19 protein-coding genes and 1 tRNA gene are annotated in these 21,003 nt (G+C 64.9%); 11 read left to right on the plus strand and 9 right to left on the minus strand.

Going from position 1 to position 21,003, the window contains the following annotated elements; genetic code table 11:
- Window position 1: 1 nt before the first annotated feature.
- Window positions 2–1,315 carry an 8'-apo-carotenoid 13,14-cleaving dioxygenase gene (locus BMX36_RS14190; protein ID WP_305825950.1) on the plus strand — a complete coding sequence of 438 codons (1,314 nt, stop codon included), beginning with the start codon at window positions 2–4 and terminating at the stop codon, window positions 1,313–1,315.
- A gap of 220 nt (window positions 1,316–1,535) precedes the next feature.
- Here BMX36_RS14190 and BMX36_RS14195 read toward each other — a convergent pair whose 3' ends face one another.
- Window positions 1,536–1,922, minus strand: a complete 387-nt coding sequence (locus tag BMX36_RS14195) for a DUF427 domain-containing protein (protein ID WP_256210820.1) — start codon at window positions 1,920–1,922, stop codon at window positions 1,536–1,538.
- Window positions 1,923–2,186: 264 nt separating this feature from the next.
- A complete protein-coding gene (locus BMX36_RS14200; protein WP_093066535.1) occupies window positions 2,187–3,104 on the minus strand; it encodes a LysR family transcriptional regulator in 918 nt (305 codons plus the stop codon).
- A 128-nt stretch (window positions 3,105–3,232) separates the two neighbouring features.
- Here BMX36_RS14200 and BMX36_RS14205 point away from each other — a divergent pair, with 128 nt between their 5' ends.
- The 4 genes from BMX36_RS14205 (at window position 3,233) to BMX36_RS14220 (ending at window position 6,872) form a co-directional block, all read left to right on the plus strand.
- Window positions 3,233–4,216, plus strand: coding sequence for an aldo/keto reductase (locus BMX36_RS14205; RefSeq protein WP_093066961.1), 984 nt, complete (start codon window positions 3,233–3,235; stop codon window positions 4,214–4,216).
- A 23-nt stretch (window positions 4,217–4,239) separates the two neighbouring features.
- Window positions 4,240–5,097 (plus strand): aldo/keto reductase, encoded by an 858-nt coding sequence (locus BMX36_RS14210; RefSeq protein ID WP_093066536.1) that lies wholly within the window; start codon window positions 4,240–4,242, stop codon window positions 5,095–5,097.
- Window positions 5,098–5,142: 45 nt separating this feature from the next.
- A complete protein-coding gene (locus BMX36_RS14215; RefSeq protein ID WP_093066963.1) occupies window positions 5,143–6,288 on the plus strand; it encodes an aldo/keto reductase in 1,146 nt (381 codons plus the stop codon).
- Between the two features lie 101 nt (window positions 6,289–6,389).
- A complete protein-coding gene (locus BMX36_RS14220) occupies window positions 6,390–6,872 on the plus strand; it encodes a flavodoxin (RefSeq protein WP_093066538.1) in 483 nt (160 codons plus the stop codon).
- 282 nt (window positions 6,873–7,154) lie between these two features.
- On the opposite strand, the gene BMX36_RS14225 is transcribed toward BMX36_RS14220, so the two are convergent.
- Window positions 7,155–7,583, minus strand: a complete 429-nt coding sequence (locus BMX36_RS14225; protein WP_093066540.1) for a pyridoxamine 5'-phosphate oxidase family protein — start codon at window positions 7,581–7,583, stop codon at window positions 7,155–7,157.
- 12 nt (window positions 7,584–7,595) lie between these two features.
- Between BMX36_RS14225 and BMX36_RS14230 the strand changes: the two genes are divergently transcribed.
- The 4 genes from BMX36_RS14230 (at window position 7,596) to BMX36_RS14245 (ending at window position 12,750) form a co-directional block, all read left to right on the plus strand.
- On the plus strand, window positions 7,596–8,096 hold the full coding sequence (locus BMX36_RS14230; RefSeq protein ID WP_093066542.1) for an EAL domain-containing protein: 501 nt from the start codon (window positions 7,596–7,598) through the stop codon (window positions 8,094–8,096).
- 88 nt (window positions 8,097–8,184) lie between these two features.
- Entirely contained in the window at window positions 8,185–9,699 is a 1,515-nt protein-coding gene (locus tag BMX36_RS14235; protein ID WP_093066543.1) for an MFS transporter, read from the plus strand.
- A gap of 58 nt (window positions 9,700–9,757) precedes the next feature.
- Window positions 9,758–12,028: a hypothetical protein gene (locus BMX36_RS14240; RefSeq protein ID WP_256210821.1), complete on the plus strand. Its 2,271-nt coding sequence runs from the start codon at window positions 9,758–9,760 to the stop codon at window positions 12,026–12,028.
- Entirely contained in the window at window positions 12,025–12,750 is a 726-nt protein-coding gene (locus BMX36_RS14245; RefSeq protein ID WP_093066545.1) for an SDR family oxidoreductase, read from the plus strand. The genes BMX36_RS14240 and BMX36_RS14245 overlap by 4 nt, the downstream gene beginning before the upstream one ends.
- Window positions 12,751–12,934: 184 nt before the next feature.
- On the opposite strand, the gene BMX36_RS21735 is transcribed toward BMX36_RS14245, so the two are convergent.
- The 5 genes from BMX36_RS21735 to BMX36_RS14260 all read right to left on the minus strand — a co-directional run bounded on the left by BMX36_RS21735 (window position 12,935) and on the right by BMX36_RS14260 (window position 17,047).
- Window positions 12,935–13,093, minus strand: a complete 159-nt coding sequence (locus BMX36_RS21735; RefSeq protein ID WP_177179158.1) for a hypothetical protein — start codon at window positions 13,091–13,093, stop codon at window positions 12,935–12,937.
- 302 nt (window positions 13,094–13,395) lie between these two features.
- Window positions 13,396–14,172, minus strand: coding sequence for a hypothetical protein (locus tag BMX36_RS21340; RefSeq protein WP_143058575.1), 777 nt, complete (start codon window positions 14,170–14,172; stop codon window positions 13,396–13,398).
- A gap of 433 nt (window positions 14,173–14,605) precedes the next feature.
- Window positions 14,606–14,696: transfer RNA gene (locus tag BMX36_RS14250), tRNA-Ser, on the minus strand.
- Between the two features lie 114 nt (window positions 14,697–14,810).
- Window positions 14,811–15,980 carry a hypothetical protein gene (locus BMX36_RS14255; protein ID WP_143058576.1) on the minus strand — a complete coding sequence of 390 codons (1,170 nt, stop codon included), beginning with the start codon at window positions 15,978–15,980 and terminating at the stop codon, window positions 14,811–14,813.
- A gap of 68 nt (window positions 15,981–16,048) precedes the next feature.
- A complete protein-coding gene (locus BMX36_RS14260; RefSeq protein WP_093066967.1) occupies window positions 16,049–17,047 on the minus strand; it encodes a ligase-associated DNA damage response exonuclease in 999 nt (332 codons plus the stop codon).
- Between the two features lie 73 nt (window positions 17,048–17,120).
- On the opposite strand from BMX36_RS14260, the gene BMX36_RS14265 reads away from it, so the two are divergent.
- Both BMX36_RS14265 and BMX36_RS14270 read left to right on the plus strand, forming a co-directional pair.
- On the plus strand, window positions 17,121–17,309 hold the full coding sequence (locus tag BMX36_RS14265) for a hypothetical protein (protein ID WP_066781915.1): 189 nt from the start codon (window positions 17,121–17,123) through the stop codon (window positions 17,307–17,309).
- A 268-nt stretch (window positions 17,310–17,577) separates the two neighbouring features.
- On the plus strand, window positions 17,578–20,019 hold the full coding sequence (locus BMX36_RS14270) for a ligase-associated DNA damage response DEXH box helicase (RefSeq protein WP_093066549.1): 2,442 nt from the start codon (window positions 17,578–17,580) through the stop codon (window positions 20,017–20,019).
- Window positions 20,020–20,098: 79 nt separating this feature from the next.
- Here the strand turns inward: BMX36_RS14270 and BMX36_RS14275 are convergent, their stop codons facing one another.
- Window positions 20,099–20,716 (minus strand): trimeric intracellular cation channel family protein, encoded by a 618-nt coding sequence (locus BMX36_RS14275; protein ID WP_093066969.1) that lies wholly within the window; start codon window positions 20,714–20,716, stop codon window positions 20,099–20,101.
- Window positions 20,717–21,003 lie beyond the last annotated feature (287 nt).

The raw sequence follows: 21,003 nt of genomic DNA on the forward strand, positions 1-21,003 counted from the left end.
GATGACGGAGGAGAAGACGCTTACCGATCTTGCGATCACCGGCACGATCCCAGCCGCTCTTAGAGGGCGATATCTGCGCATCGGACCAAATCCGACGACGCCCGACCCGGCCGGCTATCACTGGTTCACTGGCGACGGGATGGTCCACGGCATCGCGCTCGGCGAGGGCAAGGCGATCTGGTACCGAAATAGGTGGATTGGGTCGAAGCGCGTCGGTGCGGCTCTCGGTCGTCCGGCGGCTCCGGGGCCGCGGCACGGCGGCTTCGATACAGTCAATACTAACGTCCTCGGCATCGCCGGGCGCACGTTCGCGCTGGTCGAGGCCGGCAGCTATCCGGTCGAACTCAATGACACGCTCGACGAGCAGACCTACAATCCGTTTGACAATACGTTGATGGGCAGTTTCACCGCGCATCCACATCGTGATCCGCTAACTGGCGAGTATCACGCGATCGCGTACGAAGCGACCGATCCCAACACCATCCGCCACGTCGTGCTTTCACCTGACGGCCAAGTCACGCGCGAGGAGCCGATCGCCGTCCGGCATGGCCCCTCGATCCACGATTGCGCAATCACGCAGCGCTATGCGGTAATCCTTGATCTGCCAGTGACCTTCTCGATGAAGACGCTGATCGGCGGTCACAGCTTCCCCTATAGCTGGAACCCGGACCATCCCGCCCGGGTGGGCCTGCTGCCGCGTGCCGGCAGCAACGACGACGTGATCTGGTGCCCGGTCGACCCGGCCTATGTCTTCCACGTTGCCAATGCCTTTGATGCGCCGGACGGCACTGTGGTGATTGACGTCGTCGCCTATGCCTCGATGTTCGCCGAAAGCCTGCAGGGGCCGGATGCAGCTGGGCAGTTCGAGCGCTGGACGGTAGACCCGGTCGAACGCACCGTCAGCCGGCGCGTGATAGACGCGGACGCCCAGGAATTTCCCCGTCCCGACGAACGGCGCTTTGGCCAGCCTTATCGCTACGCCTATACGATCGCGCTGCCTGAGAACTCGTTCACCATCGCCGACACGCGGCTCTACAAGCACGACATGGAGGCCGGTACGCGCGAAACGCATGAGTTCGGTGCCGGTCGCCACCCCGGCGAGTTCGTCTTCGTTCCCGCCCGTGTCGATGCGGCCGAAGACGAAGGATGGCTGATCGGGCTGGTCATCGATCTGCCGCAGCAAACGACCGATCTCGTTATCCTCGACGCGCAGCACTTCACCGCCCAGCCGGTCGCGAGCGTTCAGATCCCGCACCGCATTCCGCCCGGCTTCCATGGCAACTGGATTGATGACCTCTGCCAAAGTGCTTTCTAGCACATGGCCGGCCAATGCTGATGTCAGCTACCGGATCCCTGCCGCCGTCCGCTGGCTGCTAGCCAGACTTCAAAAGCGGTCGTTGTTCACCAAGGGTCGTTTCTTGAACACTGGGATCCACCAAGTGCCTGAAAAGGCGTGCTCCGCGACGATCTTATCGGACGGCAGCGTCTGTCCAGAAAACAGGCGCTTCTGGACAGACGCTTACGCGTAGAAGCGATCAGTCGTGCTCCACCGTCTCGATTGTGTCGACCCGATCGTGATAGAAAGCGAGATGATCCTTGATTGCGACCATAGCGTCGAATGGATCCTCGTATGACCAAGCTACGTCCCTCGTCCCGCCACCGGCGATGCTGAAATAGCTAGCGTCACCTTTGAAGGGGCAGTGCGTGCTGGTTGCGCTGGGCTCGAGTTCGTCCATCGCGATCTCTTCCCGGGGAACGTAAATCACAGGCGGATAAGTGGCCTCCCGCAGGACAAGTGCGTTGACGCTCTCAGCCAGGACCGTGGCGCCGATACGCACGATAACGCGCGCGTCCGCCGGCTCGATGGTGATGGGATGGTCAGGACCGGGCTGCCTGCCGCCGTGCATGATGTCATTCTCCAATCGTGAGCCGCCAAGATGGGAAGAGCGGAACGTAACCAAGGCTGCGATCGCGTCACGAACACTGAATGATAGTTCGGTAGATTACTTGAACAATCTAAACGCTCTTTAGATTGCGCCTTTATCGGAACGTCGCGCACTCGCGCCGAGGTTGCCGGCAGGTACCGTTACATGCGGATGTCAGATCGAGATGAACGAACGGCCGCTCTAGGGGAGCGGCAACGGCGTCGTGAATGTTCGAATATGGGCCTCAGTCCGCCGGGGCCCTCAGCTTCTGACCGATGTCTTCCGCAAGTCGGAATGTCGAAGTGCATCCAGCACGACCGCGAACGCGGGAGACGCGTGCCGTCGGCTGGGATAGTAGAGATGATAGCCCGAAAACGGCGCGCACCAGTCCTCCAGCACTCGTATGAGGCGTCCTGAAGCGACGTGGTCGACGATCTGGTCTTCGGGCACGTAGGCCAAGCCTAGGCCGTCGAGGACCGAGGCGAGCCGTACCGCCCCGTGGTTGACTACTATTTGCCCTTCGACCCGCACGCGGAGTTCGCGACCGTCGCGTTCAAACTCCCAAGCGAACAGTCCGCCATAGGTCGGCAGGCGGATGTTGATGCAGTTGTGAGTGGTGAGGTCCTGTGGCGTCTCGGGCCGCGGGCGCGTCGCAAAATAGGCGGGCGAGCCGACTACTGCCATCCGCATGTCGGGGCCGATCCGGACCGCGATCATGTCCTTGGCGACCTGCTCGCCCAGTCGCACACCGGCATCGTAGCCCTGCGCCACGATGTCGGTCAGACCGTAATCGACCACGATCTCGACATGGATGTCCGGGTGGTAGGGAAGGATGCGTTGCAGGGCGGGCTGTAGGATCGAGACTGCCGGATGCTCGCCGGCGGTGATCCTGACCGTGCCTGCGGGCTTGTCGCGCAGTGCGTTCAGCGCACTCAGCTCCTGCTCGATTTCCTCGAAACGCGGCGCCAGGGTGCGCAGCAGCCGCTCGCCCGCCTCGGTTGCCGACACGCTCCGAGTGCTACGTGTCAGCAGTCGCACGCCAAGTCGCGCTTCCAAGGCCTTGACCGTCTGGCTGAGCGCCGATTGGGAAACACCCTGCTTCGCCGCGGCGCGCGTGAAGCTGCGCTCCCTTGCGACCGCCACGAAAGCGGCGAGGTCGTTGAAGTTCTCGGCGCCCATTGATTAGCTGACCTTATCGCGGCTTCCTGATTATTGGCTCTAATCGATGACCGCCGTTATCGCTATCTCTCGCAAGCGCAAGAAGGCCCCTCGCACACGCACCACTTATGCACTCAAGGAGTCAGATGATGCAGAACCGAGAACTCGGCCAATCCGGACTTGAGGTTTCGGCGATCGGCCTCGGCTGCATGGGCTTGAGCTACGGCTATGGCCCAGCGACTGACCGCAGCGAAGCGGTCGCGCTGATCCGTGCCGCGCACGAGCGCGGCGTCACCTTCTTCGACACTGCCGAGGCGTATGGCCCCGGCGACAACGAGGAGGTGGTCGGCGAGGCGCTGGTGCCCGTGCGCGACCAGGTGGTGATCGCCACCAAGTTTGGGTTCGTGAACGGCGTGCCGGCCCAGGGCCTCGACAGCCGGCCCGAGCGCCTCCGGCAGGTCGCTGACGAGGCGCTAAAGCGCCTCCGGACCGACTACATCGACCTGTTCTATCAGCACCGGGTCGACCCGAACGTGCCGATCGAAGAGGTGGCCGGAACGGTCAAGGAGCTGATCCAGACAGGAAAGGTCAAGCACTTCGGCATGTCGGAAGCCGGTCCCGACGCGATCCGTCGTGCTCATGCGGTGCAGCCGCTCGCCGCTCTCCAGAGTGAATATTCGATGTTCTGGCGTGAGCCGGAAGCGGAAATCCTGCCGCTGCTGGAGGAACTCGGCATCGGCTTCGTGCCGTTCGCGCCGCTCGGCAAAGGCTTCCTGACCGGCAAGCTCGATCCCAAGGCGGTGTTCGGGCAGGATGACTTCCGCAGCACCGTTCCCCGCTTCCAGGCCGACGCGATGGCGGCGAACCAGGCGCTGGTCGATCTTGTCGGCACGATTGCGGCCGAGAAGGGCGCGACGCCTGCGCAGGTCGCGCTCGCCTGGCTGCTCGCGCAGCGACCATGGATCGTGCCGATCCCCGGCACCACCAAGCTCCATCGGCTTGAAGAGAATCTCGGCGGCGTCGACGTGGTGCTAACGGCTGACGACCTCGCGCGCATCGAACAGGCGCTCTCCGGCATCCAGGTGGTGGGCGGACGCTATCCCGCCTCGCACCAGGATCTCATCAACCGCTGAGTTGCTCCTCAAGGAGACCGAACATGACCAGCAACATCCCCACCGTCACGCTGAACAACGGCGTCGCCATGCCGAGCCTCGGGTTCGGCGTGTTCCAGGTGCCCGACCCCGCTGAGTGCGAGCGCAGCGTGCGCGACGCGATCGACGTCGGCTACCGGCTGCTCGACACCGCTGCCTCCTACGGCAACGAGGAAGCGGTCGGCACCGCGATCCGCAACCACGGGATCGATCGGGGCGAGCTGTTCGTCACCACTAAGCTGTGGATCGAGGACGCCAGCTACGAGGGCGCCAAGGCCGCGTTCGAGCGCTCAATGAACAAGCTCGGGCTCGATTATCTCGACCTTTGGTTGATCCACCAGCCCTATGGCGACGTGTACGGCGCGTGGCGGGCGATGGAGGAACTGCACAAGGCCGGCCGCATTCGCGCGATCGGCGTCAGCAACTTCTACCCCGATCGCCTCGTCGACTTCGTGCTCCACAACGAGGTGACGCCGGCGGTCAACCAGATCGAGACGCATCCTTTCCACCAGCAGCACGAGGCCGAGGCGATCCTGGCCGAGTACAAGGTCCAGCAGGAAGCCTGGGGGCCGTTTGCCGAGGGCAAGAACGGGCTGTTCTCCAACGACGTGCTGCAATCGATCGCGAACAAGCACGGCAAGAGCATCGCGCAGGTGGTGCTGCGCTGGCTTAACCAGCGCGGGATCGTCGCCATCCCGAAGTCGGTGCGCAAGGAGCGCATGGCCGAGAACTTCGCGATCTTCGACTTCGAGCTGGACGGCGACGACATCGCTAAGATCGCCACCCTCGACCAGAAGACCAGCAGCTTCTTCGATCACCGCGATCCCGAAAAGGTCAGGTGGCTCGGGACCCGCAAGCTCTGAGCCCGTCAACCCACCCTGCATAACAATTGACCGGGAGCGATGGTCATGAACGACGCTGTATCAGGACAGGTGAGCCGGCGCGGCCTACTCGGCGTTGCGGGCGCGGGGCTTGCCGCTGCGTCGTTCAGTCCGGCGGGCGCCGCAAACACTGCGCCGCCTGCGACGCGGACCGCCGGCGCGCGCCGCAGGCTCGGGTCGCTGGAGGTTTCCAGCGTCGGCCTGGGCGTGCAGAACATGCACCGAACATACCAGACCACGATCCCCGACCGCGCGGAGATGATCCGGATCATTCGCGCGGCCTACGAGCGCGGCGTCACCCTGTTCGACACTGCCGAGGCTTACGGCCCGTTTGAGGACGAGCGTATCTTGGGGGAGGCCGCACAGCCTTTCCGCAACCAGGTCGTCATCACCTCCAAGTTCGGGTGGAACATCGGCCCGGACGGCAAGCGGGATGCCGGCGACCCTCTCAATAGCCGTCCGGAGCACATCAAGGCAGCGGTTGAAGGATCGCTGAAGCGGTTGCGAACCGATCGCCTTGACATGGTGTACCAGCACCGCGTCGATCCCGCCGTGCCGATTGAGGACGTCGCCGGCGCGATCAAGGACCTGAAGGCGCAAGGGAAGGTGCTTCACTGGGGCCTGTGCGAAATGGGGCTGGAGACGCTGCGCCGCGCCCATGCCGAGCTGCCGGTGACAGCCGTTCAGAACGAATATTCCATGCTGTGGCGTGGCCCCGAGGCCGAGGTGCTGCCACTGTGCGAGCAGCTCGGCATCGGCTTCGTCTGCTGGAGTCCGCTCGGGGTCGGCTTCCTGACCGGCGCGATCGACGCGCAGACCGCCTACGCGCCCGGCGATATCCGCGCCGGCGAGACCCGCTTCGCTCGGGAAAACATCACGGCTAATCTGGCGCTGGTATCGCTCTTGAAGCGCTGGGCGGCCGCCAAGCAGGCGACCTTGGCGCAGATCGCGCTCGCCTGGCTGATCGCGCAGAAGCCCTGGATCGTGCCGATCCCCGGCACGACGCAGATGGCGCACATGACCGAGAACACGGGCGCGATGGCGGTCCGCTTCACGCCTTCCGAGCTACGGGAGCTGAACGCGGCCGTCGCGGCGATCAGGGTCAAGGGCGATCGGCTGCCGCCGCCCGTGCAGGCCTTTTCCGGCGTCGAGGCGCCGCCGAGGCGGTCGTGAGGGGGCCAGAAGGTTTTTCACGCCGCACCCTGCTCGCCACCCCTGCGATCCTTGCCGTCGCGAGCGCATCGGCTTGTGCCCAAGATAGAGGATCAAACCCGATGACTGGCGCAAAGACGCTCGTCGCGTACCTGACGCGATCGGGCAACACGAGGGTGATCGCAGAGACGCTGCAACGCCAGCTCGGTGCCGACCTGTTCGAGATCAGGCCGGCGCGCCCGTATCCGGCGGATTACGAGCAGCATGTCGCGCAGGCGACGCGCGAGCGCGACAGCGGCTTCGAGCCGCCGCTCGCCGCCCGGGTCGACAACATCGCCAGATATGACGAGATCTACCTCGGCTTCCCGATCTGGGGTGCGACCACACCGCCGCCGATCCGCTCGTTCCTTAAGGCGCACGACCTCGGCGGCAGGACACTGCGACCGTTCATCACCCATGGTGGCTACGGCGTGGGTGAGGCCCCGTCCGTACTCGCCAGCCATGCGCCGGCTGCGCGCATCGAGAACGCCCTTGTGCTGGAAGCCGATCAGGAACGCAGGACTTTGAACCAGGTGCGTGACTGGCTTGGGCGTCTTCAGGCCTAGAGCAGGCCTTTGCGTTGACGCCTCGCCATCAATCGTAGCCGACGCGCTGCCTTTGCCGTTCTTCAATCCGTTTCACGGAGCCGCTGGGACCCAGGCCCGGCTTTATCACCTCCGAACCGAGATGAACGAATGGCCGAAGTCGGGGAGCTGAGAACGGTCGCGAATGACCGCGTCGGGATCAAATATCAGTCGGCAGGGGCGACGGCTAGCAACCAACATACCCCGTTCGCCGCATGGGCGGGAAATGCCGCTGCAGTCGTATCGACCCGCCACCTTCACGACTTATGTCGTGACTTCGCCCTGGTCCTCGCCGTCCCAGTAATGCAGGTGGTCAGCATGAGCTTTGATCAGCACTAACCCCGGTGTGTCGACGCCCTGTTCAAACCAGCGCTCGAGATCTTTGACCCAGTGCTGCTCAAAAGCGGCCTTGTCGCGGATGATCTGGGCTGTGCCCGCGGCTGCGATGAACAGCGGCGGCTTGCCAAGCAATCCGCTGTTGCCGTGTAGCGTTAGCCCAACCCGAGGGTTGGCCTCAATTTCACGCACGGTGTCGGCGTCTTCCAGCGCGAAAAAGTAGCTGTCACCGTCGTATTCCACATCCTGGTTGTTGCTCATCGGCCGCGCAGCGAGCCCCCCGTCGCTCGCGACTGTGGTCAGCATGGTGAAATCGATCTTGCGCATCGCCTCGGATAGCTGTTCGAGCGTCTTCATCGTCTGATCTCCATGCTTGATCCGCTGTTGCGCACAACAGCCTGTTCAAGCGCGCGTTCCCAACACCCAAAGGGCAAGCGACGGCTAGGCTCGCGTCCCTCCCATCCCCGCAGACGTTTCGAGTGGCTCGCCGATGCGGGGCTTGCCATCGCCATCGATGACTATGGCGTTGGCCTGTCTTCGTTAACGTATCTGCGTCAGATGCCGGCAAGCGAACTGAAGATCGACATGAGCTTCATTCGCGATGTCGCCGAAAGTCACCGTGATCCGCTGATCGTGCGCTCAACCATCGATCTGGCACATGGCCTTGGTTTACGCGTGACCGCCGAGGGCGTCGACAAGGCCGAAACGCTGGCATTGTTGACGATCATGGGCTGCGACTACGTGCAGGGCTTCCACATCGCCCCCGCATACCCGCTCGATCGCTGTATCGACTTCATGCTGACCTGGACGTCACCAGAGCTCCAGCTCCCGGATTTTGCCCAAGAATTGCGGCGCTTCATCCGTTCCTAGTAGCGCTGGCAGCTGCTTTTCATTGTTCTTCAAACCGCACGCGACGATCACGTAGCAACCTGAATGGATCGGGGGCGTTAGCGGCGGCATGATGTGGCTCGCTCCGCAGACATTCGTCACCGAAGCGGAGCGAGAGCGTGGCCTGCGCCTGCTGGTGATGGAAGCGGCCTTCTCCGGCGGAACGGCGGCGCTCACCACCGGCGTGATCCTGACCGCCTTTGCGCTACATCTGGGTGCGTCAAACATCATGATCGGTGTGCTCGCCAGCACGCCCTTTCTGGCGCAGCTGCTGCAGCTGCCTGCGATCATGCTGGTCGAGCGCTGGCGCCGCCGGAAGATGATCGCGGTTGTCTCCAGCCTGATCGGACGGGCGATGCTGGCGATCATGGCGGCGCTCGCTTTTTTCAGCGGCACGCTGCCGCTGCTCCTGTTTCTCGCCGCGCAGATCATCCTGTGCGGGTTCGGCGCAGTGGGTGCGTGCGCGTGGAATGCGTGGATGCGCGATCTGGCGCCGGAGGAGCGGCTGGGTCGCGTATTCGCGCGGCGGACGATGCGGCTGAGCGCGATCAGCCTGCTGCTCGGGCTGGCTGCCGCGTTCGCGCTCGACCTGACGCCCGCCGGCTCCTTCGCACGCAATCTGGTGTTCGCGGGCATGTTCGCGATCGGCTGCGTCACGGGGATGATCAGCGCGCGCGTGGTCGCTGCCATGCCCGAGCCGCTGATGCCGGCCGCGCCGGGCCCTGTGCGGCTCGGTGCGCTGCTCCGCGAGCCGCTACGCGACCTGAACTTCCGCCGGCTGCTGGCCTTTGTGGCGAGTTGGCAGTTCGCGATCAACTTCGCGACCCCCTTCTTCACCGTGTTCATCGTTCGCCAGCTGGGCTTCGACGTCAGTTTCGTGATGGTGCTCGGCGTAGTCAGCCAGGTCGCCAATATCGGCGCGCTGCGGATGTGGGGAACGCTCAGCGATCGCTATGCCAACAAGTCCGTGCTGGCGGTGTGTGCGCCCACCTATATCATCGCGATCGTGGCGATGATCGGCGCGTCGCAGTTCGGATCGCGCGAGCTGGTCAAGCTATGGCTGGTCGCGCTGCACCTTGTCATGGGTGCGTCGATTGCCGGCGTGACGCTGACCAGCACCAATATCGCGCTGAAGCTGTCGCCCAAGGGATCGGCGACCGCCTATGTCGCGGCGAATGCGATGGTCACCGCGGTTGCGGCGGGCGTGGCGCCGATCGTCGGCGGGCTATTGGCGGAGGTCTTCGCGGCACGGCGCTTCGAGCTGCTGGCGCGCTGGTCGGGGCCGAACGGCGTGCTCTCGCTGCCAATCCTGGTGACCGCTTGGGATTTCTACTTCCTGATCGCCGGGCTGATCGGTCTCTATGCCATTCATCGCCTGTCGCTGGTTGCCGAACATGGCGAGATCGAGCGGCGCGAAATGGTCAATCAGGTGATCAGCGAGACGCGGCGCACGATCCGCAACATATCCTCGGTCGCGGGCCTGCGCGCGGCCACCGACCTGCCGGGCGCGCTGCTGCGTGATGCGCGGCTCGGCGTTCGCCTGCGCCGCGCACGTGCGGGAAAAGCTGCAAGGGATCAGTCGTGATCCATGTTGTTTCGGCAAACGCGCCGAAGGGCCACAACATGCGAGAGGAGATAGCCTGATGGCGGCAGTCGACGAGCGCAAGCAGCAGGACCAGGCGACCGCCGCGGGAGCGCGCATGCGGGGCGCGAGCCTGCACGTCCTTACCCTGCGGGACGAGCTTGCCCGCGGGCTGCGGCAGCTGGGCGCGTTCACGGTCGGCGACTTCGCGGTGGAGGTCGGCGAGGGACACGACTCGATCTGGGCGATCGTGCGCCGGCCGGGGCGCGGCGGGCTGGCGGTGCGCGCCGCCTATGTTCCCGGCGGTTTCGCGCGCGTGCGCCGGGCCAGGCGCCAGCCGGGCGAGGCGCTGCGGCTGGAGGCGGAAAGCGCGATTGGGCGGCATTGCATCACGCTGGAGGGAAGCGGCGCCGACCTGCACCGCCTGCGCGTGCGCAACTGGCTGACCCCGGCCGCGCCGTTGTTGGTGCCGTTTATTCCGCGCGACCTCTACCCGCTCGATGCCGACGACGATCCGCTCGGCGCCACCGGCCTGGTCGAGGCGGCGCAGCGCGGGCCGAATACCGGCCTCATCTATTTCGCGCTGGACGAGCCGGCCTTTGGCCACGTCCTCTACGTGCAGGACCTGACCGGGCTGAACGACTATTTCCGCGCCACGCATACCGCGCCGATGGGCGCGGTAGGCGGCGAGTGGCCGGAGCTGGGCTACCTGCCGCCGACCCCGCCGCAGAGCGGCACGCCGCCGGTCAACCCGCTGCCCGCGGGCGAGGAGGTGATGCTGTCCGATGCGATCCTGGTGCTGCGCGACCTTACCGCCGGCAGCGAGCAGGAGAAGGCGCGCCAGTTCGTCGAGATGCTGGGAGAGGCCTACACCGCGATGCGCCACCCGGCGGTGATCTATCGCGACTGGCACGCGCGGGCGGACAGAACGCTGAAGGACCTGAACCGTGCGCCCGTCGCGACCTGCACCTCCTATGGTCACCGCTACCTGCGACCATATACCGATGCCGAATATCCGGATTCGATGGTGCAGATGACAGTGACGACCGCACTGTACGAATACGGCCGTTGGCGGGGCGAGCCGGTGCCACTTGCCGCCGAGTTCGCGGCCGGCATGGAGAAGTTCTACGACCCCAAGCTGAAGACGCTGCGCCGCTATCTGCCGAACGTGGGCAAGGACAAGGATGCCGATGCGGTCGACAGCTGGTACCTCTACCACCCGCTTCGCAATCTCGCCCAGCTGGCGCTGTTCGGCGAGGAATGGGCCCGCGACCTGTTCCTTCGCTCGGTCGATTACGGCATCCGCGCCGCGCACCATTTCAACTATCTCTGGCCAATCCAGTACAATGTGCGCGACTTCTCGGTCATCACCGCGAAACGCGGAGACGGGACGCACGGGCAGACCGACGTCGGCGGCTTCTATGCCTATGTGATGCTGCTCGGGTTCGAGCTGACCGGCGAGCAGCGCTTCCTGGACGAGGCACGCGCGGCGATCGACGCGGCGAAGGGGATGCGGTTCGACCTCGATTACCAGGCGAACCTCACCGCCTGGGGCGCGGCGGCGTGCATGCGGCTGTGGCGGATCACCGATCGCGGCGACTATCGCGAGCAGGCCTATGTGTATCTCGCGAGCTTCCTGCACAATTGCGAGATCTGGGAATCGCGGATCGGGCATGCCGAGCATTACAGCAACTTCCTCGGCGCGACCGCGCTGCACGACGCCCCGTACATGGCGATGTACGAATGTTTCGACAGCTTCGCCGCATGGGAGCGCTTTCTGCTCGACAGCGGTCCCGAGCTTGACCCCGCAGCGCGGATGCTGGTCAGCGAATATTGCAAATACGTGCTGCACCGCGGCTGGTATTATTATCCCGATGCGGTGCCCGCCGAGATCGTCGCCACCGAATGGCGCAACGGCCATATCGATCACAAGCTTTCCTTCCCGGTGGAGGATCTCTACGCCGACGGGCAGCCGATGGGTCAGGTCGGGCAGGAGATCTACGGCGCCGGCGCGCCCTTTGTGCTCACCGCGCGCGCATTCCACCGCGTCGACGGCGCCGCCTTCGAACTCTATTGCAACCACCTGCTCGTCGCGCAGGACCGGACGGGCGAACGCGCGCGGAGCCTGCAACTGACCGGCGGCGACACCTGCACGGCATTGCTGGCGGTGGTGCGCCGGGGACGCAAGCCGCTGCCCAAGTGCAAGCTGACGCTGGCGGGCGGGGATGGCGTGCGACCGTCGCTGGTGGCCGATGATCGGATCGAGTTCCTGCTGCCGGCGGATGCGCGGGCGGTGCTGACCTGGAGCGACAAGGGGAGCGACGACGCATGACCCTGAAGGACAAGCGGATCCTGCTGACCGGCGGCACCACCGGCATCGGGCGCGCGATGTTGCTGCTTTTCGCGCGCGCCGGCGCACGGGTGCTCACGATGGGGCGCGACGGCGAGGCGCTGGAGGAGGCGCTGAGCGCAGCGCGAGAGCACGGCGGCGCGTTGCACGGCCTGATCGCGGACCTTGGCAAGCGCGAGGACGTCGAACGGATCTTTGCCGCCGTCGACGAGAAGCTGGGCGGGCTCGACATCCTGGTCTCCAATGCCGCGCTCGGTGCCGAACCGATCGACGACATGGCGGATGACGCTTGGCGGTACGTCATCGACGTCAACCTGACCGGCGCGCTCGCCTGCACGCGCGGCGCGCTGGCGCGCTTCCCGAAGGGACAAGGTCAGGTCGTCATCATCGGCTCGATCAGCGCCGATATCCATGCGCCCGGCGAGAGCGTCTATTCCGCGACGAAGGCCGGCCTCCAGGCATTCGCCGAGACGCTGCGCAAGGAAGTGGCGGCACGCGGCGTGCGCGTCAGCCTGGTCGAGCCGGGGTCGGTCGGGTCCGACATGCAGGAGCCCGACGACGACGAGCAACAGGCGATGATCGCGCGCGAGGAGATGCTGCGCGCCGAGGACATCGCGGAGGCCGTCGCGTTCATCCTGACGCGATCGCATCGCGTGGACGTGGTCAGCCTGCGTATCGAGCCGCGTCTCCAGGCGCTGACGTGATCCAGCTGATCGCGGGTGGTTATGATCGCACTCGGCGAGAGAGAACCTCGCCGGCGCGATCGCGATCAATGACGCGGGGGGCCCGCATCTACGTTTCCAATCGCGGGCATGACGGCGTGGGGTGCTGCCAGTCTAACGCGACCCGCACTCTGCACGATGCACGCCGATCTTTGAGGGCAGGGACTTAGCTGGCGAGGATCTGCCACTCTGCCAGGGCGGCAGAGCGGCGTTTCCTGTTGAGTTGGCGGTCGATAAGGTGGCGTTCGAGGCTGAAGTGGTTGTGGATGTTGGCGTGCACCGAGGCGAACTTCTGTAGCGCCTTCATTCGCCTGATGCTGAGCATCGCACGCTCCCTTCGTCGGAACGACAGGTGCTGTTCGCGACCGGTTGTTTGCCCAGCGACCGACCTCCTGCTTCTCCGTGTTGCCCAGCTCTTTCAAAGCTGCACGGCAGGAGCGTAACCCGTCGGTAGTGCTCGCGTCCGGAGAGCCTGGCGCTTCAACGCCTTCTTCATAAAGGTGAGTGCTGCATCCTTGTCGCGGGTTTTCGTCACATGCCCCCGCAGACACGCTGTGGATGCCGTTTGCGGGCAATTTAGAGTATGTTTGCCGGCTGGGCGCCACCATTAAGCCGTGCTGTTTGTCGTTAAGGTCGATATACCATCCATCGATAAGAGAACTCTTCTATGGCCGAACCGCTTGCGTCCGTTCGTGGATTGTACTTCGCGCGCCTAGTCAGAAGCTTGCACGACTCCACGCCCAGCCTCGCATTTCCTTCAAAGGCGAGCGTTGTACAATTTCGTACTCTTCCATCACGCCCCACTATCCAGCCTATGAGAGCCTTTCCGCCCCCTCCATCCCGGACTGGCCCGTGAGAAAAGTCGTCGTTATTGATCCACTCTCTAGGAACCTTCTCCACAAAGCCCCCCGGTGGCGTTGGCGTTGGTTGATTTGGAATGTAACCTATGCGCTTTAGTATGTCAGATGTACAATTATCGATTGCGGCCAGGCCTTTTGTAAATCCTTCCAAGCTAATCTTGTGCCGAGTTTTTCCTGCCAGCGAGACTTCGACATTATTTGTGTTTTGAAGAAACTTGATCTGTCCCGCAGATACTCGCACGCTGTTGTCAAACAGCATTGATTGCGAAGACGGATAGAACTTCGCTTGGATGCTCTCCCCTGATGATTCGCTTCGCAAGACAGCCGTCGCTTCCTTCTTTGGAAGGCCGGATGCTTCAACTAGGACTAAGCTTATCTCTTGCCCTAAAGGCTTCACTTCAACAACAAAGTCTTGCTCATCTGGTCCGCGATTGATTGAATGGAGGTAGCAAAGCATGGGGTCGGCAATGATTTCCCACCGTGCCGTCTTCGATGCAGCCGGTGTTGCAGCGACGGCACTGAACAGCAGCGCGGAAAAAAGCATATTCGCCCCCTCTTTGTTTCGAAGCGCGACCTAGCAAACCTGTGTGCATGATCAAACATAGTCACGCATCGGACCAGCGACGTTGCAGGAAGTACGTGCTTAGCTCGTAAGGGGAGAACAGCGCAGTCTTCTGACAGGCCCTACACGTTGCCCGTATGGACCCGCCCTGATGCGCAAGTTCACCAAGCGACTTTATTCCGCCTACCATAGCTGAAAGGGTGCGGAAGGTGGATCAGAGCGGCAGGGGCAGTTGCGCCTTGTCGTGCACGATCAAAGGACGCTCAAGGCCCCGCGCGATTGTCCGGCGCCATATGCTCCGTTCCCTACTTCGCAAGCAAGAACGGATGCTCGCATACCTTTATTGGGCGCTTTGTGGGGCAAGAAGGCTCGCCTTCGCGAAAACTTCTAACTTTCAACGACTTGAAGCAGCCGGTGGCGGAGCGGGAGGGATTCGAACCCTCGATACGGTTTTGCCGTATACTCACTTTCCAGGCGAGCGCCTTCGACCACTCGGCCACCGCTCCGCATACCTGGGAGTTGCGCGCCCTAAGCTGCTGGCGCGTCCGGCGCAAGCGTTTGCGCGTGTTGTGGTGCAATATGCATGTTTCCGCGTGATCGGCGCCCGCTGCCGAGCCGCGTCACCGCATGTGAGTGCCGATCCGACGCAGCAGCGCGGCGTGAAAGCGCGATCGGCTGCTTCGGACGATGGCGCGCTCCACCAGCCGATCCGCGGCATGAAGGCGATGGCGCCTCAACCACAAGCGCATCTGCCGGAGCCGCACGAACAGCAGCATCGACCCGCTCTGCCCCTCTGCCGCCCGGTGCAGGCTGTGCGCGGCACCGGCAAGGTCACCCGTGATCTCCTGATGGGCGGCATAGGCGATCCGCGCGTGAATGTTGCCGGGCGTGCGCTGCAGGGCGGCGCGGTGCAGCGGCGCGGCGTCCGCCGGTCGCCCCAGGCTGTCGAGGAGCGCGGCCTGGGCGCTCAATATGTGCGACTCAGGCTCGATCGCCGCCGCCCGCTCCAGCAGGCGAAGCGCGGTGGCCGGGCGCCTCGGCGCGCAATGGCGGGCGAGGATGAAATGCTGGTGCTGCGATTGTCGCCGCGCGCGGCGGACTTGCTGGCGCACGGCGGACGGATGGAAGTCGCCGGCGACGATGGCATGGATCGCGCGTTGCAGCGCCCCTGTCTCGACCAGCAGTGGCCCGACGGGATGGCCGCCGAACGGGATGGGGATCGCCGTCGCCGCGCTGCTCGCATCGGCGATCATCGCCGCGTGCCGCGCGTCCAGTGCCTGTCGCGGATCGTAGAACACATAAGCGGTCGGCGCGCCCGCGTAGGGAGGTTCGGCGAAGCGCGTGCGCGCCACATCGGCCTGCCACCGCGTTTCCCACGGTGCGACGCGCGGATCGACGGAGAATTGCGGAGAGAGGGCGATTGCGGTGTCGGCGCCGCACGCAACGGCGTAGCGCAAGGCCGCATAGCCCCCCATGCTGGAGCCATAAGTGATCACCCGGTCATAGCCGCGCGTGGCTACCGCGACGGCGGCAAGGGCGGCCGGCCGCTCGCTATGCTGATACCATCGATTGCGCCGGTTGATGACATGCACGGCGTCCAGCCCGGCCTTGCGGAGGAAGTCCTCGGCAAAGGCCGGGCGGTCGAGCGTGTCTTCGGTGGTGTAGGAGCCGAAGGTGACGATCACCGCGCGGCCCGATGCTCCACTGCGCGGGCCCGGCGTCGCCCCCACGCGCCGGACCAGGAGATTGTCGGAACGGAACAACTCCTCCTGCACTCCGTCCTCGCGCAATCAGCCCTCCGCGCCCGGAGCGTATCGCACCCCGGCGGCATGTCCAGCCGGCGACAGATGGCGCGCGGTCAGTCGTCCTCGTCCTCGAAACCGACCAGCGCCAGCGCGCGCGCCTTGATCTGGCGCATCGCGCACCAATGGATCAGCGCCTCCTCGCGCCCATGCGTCACCCAAACTTCGCGCGGCGCGATCTCCTCGATCGTGTGCGTCAGTTCGTCCCAGTCGGCATGGTCGGACATGATCAGCGGCAGCTCGACCAGCTTCTGCCGTGCGCGCTGGCGCACCCGCATCCAGCCGCTCGCCATGGCGGTGATCGGATCGGGCAGGCGGCGCGACCAGCGATCGTTGAGCGCGCTCGGCGGGCACATCACGACATGGCCCGCCATCGCCGCCTTGGGAACACCGGTCACCGGGATCAGCTCGCCCAGCCGCACGCCATGCTCGGCATAAAGGTCGCACAACCGCTGCAGCGCGCCGTGAAGATAGATCGGCGCCTCATGCCCGCGCTCGCGCAGTTCCGCGATCACGCGCTGCGCCTTGCCAAGCGCATAGGCGCCGACCAGCACGCAGCGTTCCGGGTTGGCGTGCAGCCGCGCGACCAGCTTGTCGATCTCGTCGCCCGTATCCGGGTGGCGGAAGACGGGAAGGCCGAACGTCGCCTCGGTAATGAACACGTCGCAGGCGATCGGCTCGAACGGGGCGCAGGTCGGGTCGGGCCGCCGCTTGTAATCCCCCGAGACCACGATCCGCTCGCCGCGATGCTCCAGCAGGATCTGCGCGGAGCCAAGCACATGGCCCGCCGGCACGAACGTCGCGTCCACCTCACCCAGCCGCACGCTTTCGCCATAAGCCACCGGATGGCCGGCCTGGGCGCCATAGCGCGCGTCCATGATCGCCAGCGTCTCGGGCGTCGCCCATACCGCGCCATGCCCGCCGCGGGCGTGATCGGCATGGCCATGCGTCACCAAAGCGCGCGGCTCGGGCGTGGACGGGTCGATCCAGGCGTCGGCCGGGCGAACATAGATGCCGTGGGGATGAGGTTCGAGCCAGTCGCCAAGCTTGGGCATGCCGGCACTACGCACGAACGGATCGAATCGCCCCACCTCCTCGTTCTGCATTCAAGGAAAAGGAGAGTTCGGCATGGAACATCAGGCAACGGGTGACAGCCTCTGGGCCTTCATCGTCGTCGGCGGGTTCATCATCCTCGGCCTTGCGATCGCCTTTGCGAAGCTGCGCAACAGGGTGTCGCCAGAGCAGGAGCGGCGGACGGAGCAGGCCACGCGCGAGATGTACAAGGAGCAATCGCGAGAGGATGCGGCGCGCGGGTGAGCCGCGCACCTGCGTTCCCGGCGTTACCGTGAATGCGTGCCAGCATAGCGGCGCGCCAGGGAGCAGGCAGAATGGGCGTCTGTTCGCGGCCTCCGATGGTGCCGTCACCCTGAACGCGTTTCAGGGTCCATCTCTCCACGCGGACAGGCGCCGCTTGCGGCACGATGGATGCTGAAACAAGTTCAGCATGACGGCGGCGGGTGGATGGCAGGCCGCGGTCGGGCAGCGCCATTTCACGGCGTCGAGCGCCCCCCTATATCCACCCGTAATGACGCCTGATCTTCCCGCCCCGCTCGCCGCTTGGTTTGCATCCCGGGGCTGGGCGCCGCGCCGTCACCAGCTGGACATGCTGCGCGAGGGGCGCGCCGGCCGTCATGCCTTGCTCGTCGCCGCGACCGGGGCGGGGAAGACGCTGGCGGGCTTTCTCCCGACCCTCGCCGAGTTGATCGATCATCCCGGCGAAGGTCTTCACACCCTGTATGTGTCGCCGCTCAAGGCGCTGGCCGTCGACATCCAACGCAATCTCGTCACCCCGCTCGACGAGATGGGGCTCGACGAATTGGGCGTCGACATCCGCGTGGAGACCCGCACCGGCGACACGCCGTCGGATCGCAAGGCGCGGCAGCGGGCAAAACCACCGCAGATTCTGTTGACGACGCCGGAATCGCTGTCGCTGCTGCTGAGCTATCCGGACAGCTTCACCATGTTTGCCGGCCTCAGGACGATCGTGATCGATGAGGTGCATGCCTTTGCCACCGGCAAGCGCGGGGATCTCCTGTCGCTGTGCATGGCGCGGCTTCAGGCGATCGCGCCCGCCATGCGCCGCGTTGCATTATCCGCCACCGTGGCCGATCCCGACGGCTATCGCGCCTGGCTCGCCCCCGATGGCGACATCGATGCGGTCAGCCTCGTCCAGGGCGAGACCGGCGTCGATCCGAACATCGATATTCTGCTGCCCGAGGATCGCGTCCCTTGGGCGGGCCATTCCGGCCGCTATGCCGCGGCGCAGGTGATGGCGGAGATCGAGACGCACAAGACGACCATCGTCTTTTGCAACACGCGCAGCCTGGCCGAACTGATCTTTCAGGATCTCTGGAAGGAAAATGCCATGCAGCTGCCGATCGGCATCCATCATGGCAGCCTGGAGAAGGAGGCGCGACGCAAGGTGGAGGCGGCAATGGCCGGCGGCCGGCTGCGCGCACTGGTTGCCACCGCCAGCCTCGATCTTGGCGTCGACTGGGGCGATGTGGATTGCGTCATTCAGATGGGCGCGCCCAAGGGCTCCTCGCGCCTGCTTCAGCGGATCGGCCGCAGCAATCACCGGCTGGACGAGCCGTCGGAAGCGATCCTCGTCCCCGGCAACCGCTTCGAATATCTCGAGGCGCGCGCCGCGCTCGATGCGGTGGAGGCGGGTGAGCTGGATACCGACATCTTCCGCATGGGCGCGCTCGACGTGCTGGCGCAGCATGTCATGGCCTGCGCCTGCGCCGCGCCGTTCGATCAGCAGGCGATGCTGGACGAGGTGCGCTCGGCCTTGCCCTATTCGGCGTTGACCGACGAACTGTTCGACAAGGTGCTCGGCTTCATCCGCGACGGCGGCTATTCGCTTCGCGCCTATGACCGCTTCAAGCGGCTGACGCAGGATGCCGACGGATTATGGCGCGTCAGCCACCCCAAATTTGTCGCTCAGCACCGCCTCAACGCCGGCATCATTGTCGAGGCGACCATGCTCAAGGTCCGCTTCCGCAACGGTCGCGCGCTCGGCAAGGTGGAGGAGGCCTTTGCCGCCACGCTGGCGCATGGCGATACCTTCTTCTTCGCCGGCATGAGCCTGGAGGTGGAGAAGATCGACACCGAGGATCTGATCGTCCGCGCTACTGCCCGGCCCGCACGCATCCCGACCTATGGCGGCAGCCGGATGCCCTTGTCGACCAACCTCGCGGATCGCGTGCGCGGCTTTCTCAACACGCCCGCCCAATGGTCGCGCTTTCCCGATGACGTGCGCGAATGGCTGGAGATTCAGGCGCGCCGCTCCGCGCTCCCGCGCCCCGATCAGCTGCTGGTCGAAACCTTCCCGCGCGAAGGGCGCAACTACATGGTCGCCTACAGCTTCGAAGGCTGGAATGCGCACCAGTCGCTCGGCATGCTGATCACGCGGCGCATGGAGACTGCGGGGCTGAAGCCCTTGGGCTTCGTCGCCAATGACTATGCCATTGCGACCTATTCGATCGATCCCGTCACCGATCCGGCCGCGCTGTTCTCGGCCGACATCCTTGAGCATGAGTTTGTCGACTGGGTGCAGCAATCGCACCTTCTGAAACGCGCCTTTCGCGAAGTGGCGGTGATCGGCGGCCTTGTCGAGCGGCAGCACCCCGGCAAGCGAAAGACCGGCAAACAGGTCACTTTCTCGACCGATCTCATCTATGACGTGCTGCGCAAATATGAGCCCGGCCACGTCCTGCTGGAGGCCGCCTGGGCCGACGCCCGCGCCCGCATGACCGATGTCGGCCGCCTCGCCGGGCTGCTCGACCGCGCGGCGGAAACCATGCTGCACGTCGATCTGCCGCGCGTCTCCCCACTCGCCGTGCCGGTGCTGGTCCTGATCGGGCGCGAGCGCGTCGCCACCGGCAGCGCTGACGATGCGCTGCTGATCGAGGCGGAGGCGCTGGCAGGGGAAGCGATGCGGCTGGATGAAACGGAGGCGGTGTAGGCCCCCACAAGTGTCGCCGCCTGTCACCGGTATTTCAGAACGCCCTGATGCGCAGAAGGTCGGTTGGCAGGAGCGTTCGTCAGCCGGGATGACGTGGCAGCGCAAGCTTCCAGACGATGCCGGCGCCGCGCAGCGCGAAGCCGATTGCAGCGGAAACGACGGACGCCCAGCCCTGCGGCACGCCGGCATGGAGAAGAACGACGAAGATCAGGCCCGCCGCCAGCGCCGCCGTGACATACAGTTCGTTGCGCAGCATGATCGAAGGGATCCCTGCCACCATGTCGCGGATGATGCCGCCCAGGCATGCCGTGACGACGCCCATCGCGACCGCCGAAAGCGGTGACGCTCCGTTTCCCAGTGCCTTGGCCGTGCCATAGACGGCGAACGCGGCCAGGCCGGCCGCGTCGAACCAGTCGAGCGCCCTGGTCGGCCAGCGGGTGAGCGGAACCAGCCACACCGCTCCAGCCACCATGATGCAGATGACGATCGGCACTGCATCCTTCATCCAGAACACGGGCGCCGCGATCAGAAGGTCGCGAACCGTCCCGCCGCCCGTCGCGGTCACGACCGCAAAAAAGCCGGCGGCAATGATATCCAGCCGCTGGCGTGCCGCGGCGAGCGCCCCCGAAATCGCAAAAACGGTGATCCCCGCTAGACTGAGAAGGTGAAGCACGGGGGCAGCGGTATGCGGATCCATGGTGATCATGCCGGCAGGCCTAACACAGCCGATCCGGCCTGTGCGCTGATTAGAGGCTGTTCCCGTCCTCTCCGGTTGCGCGCGCCAGCTCTGTCCGCCGCAAAAACCCGGTCTTTGCACGCCCTCTGTGAAGCCTCCTTCGTCACGCCGGGCCCACCGCGCGGCAAACCGCTAGGGTTTGATCCAGGCTCCGGGGAGGAGGATCAATCTGGCTGGATCAAACCCTAAGCTGTTAGGTCACGAAGCAGTGGAGGCAGGGGGCCGTCCTGAGCAATCTCGCAGGCGAC

Origin of the sequence: Sphingomonas sp. OV641, from assembly GCF_900109205.1 — a bacterium.
Classification (GTDB): domain Bacteria; phylum Pseudomonadota; class Alphaproteobacteria; order Sphingomonadales; family Sphingomonadaceae; genus Sphingomonas.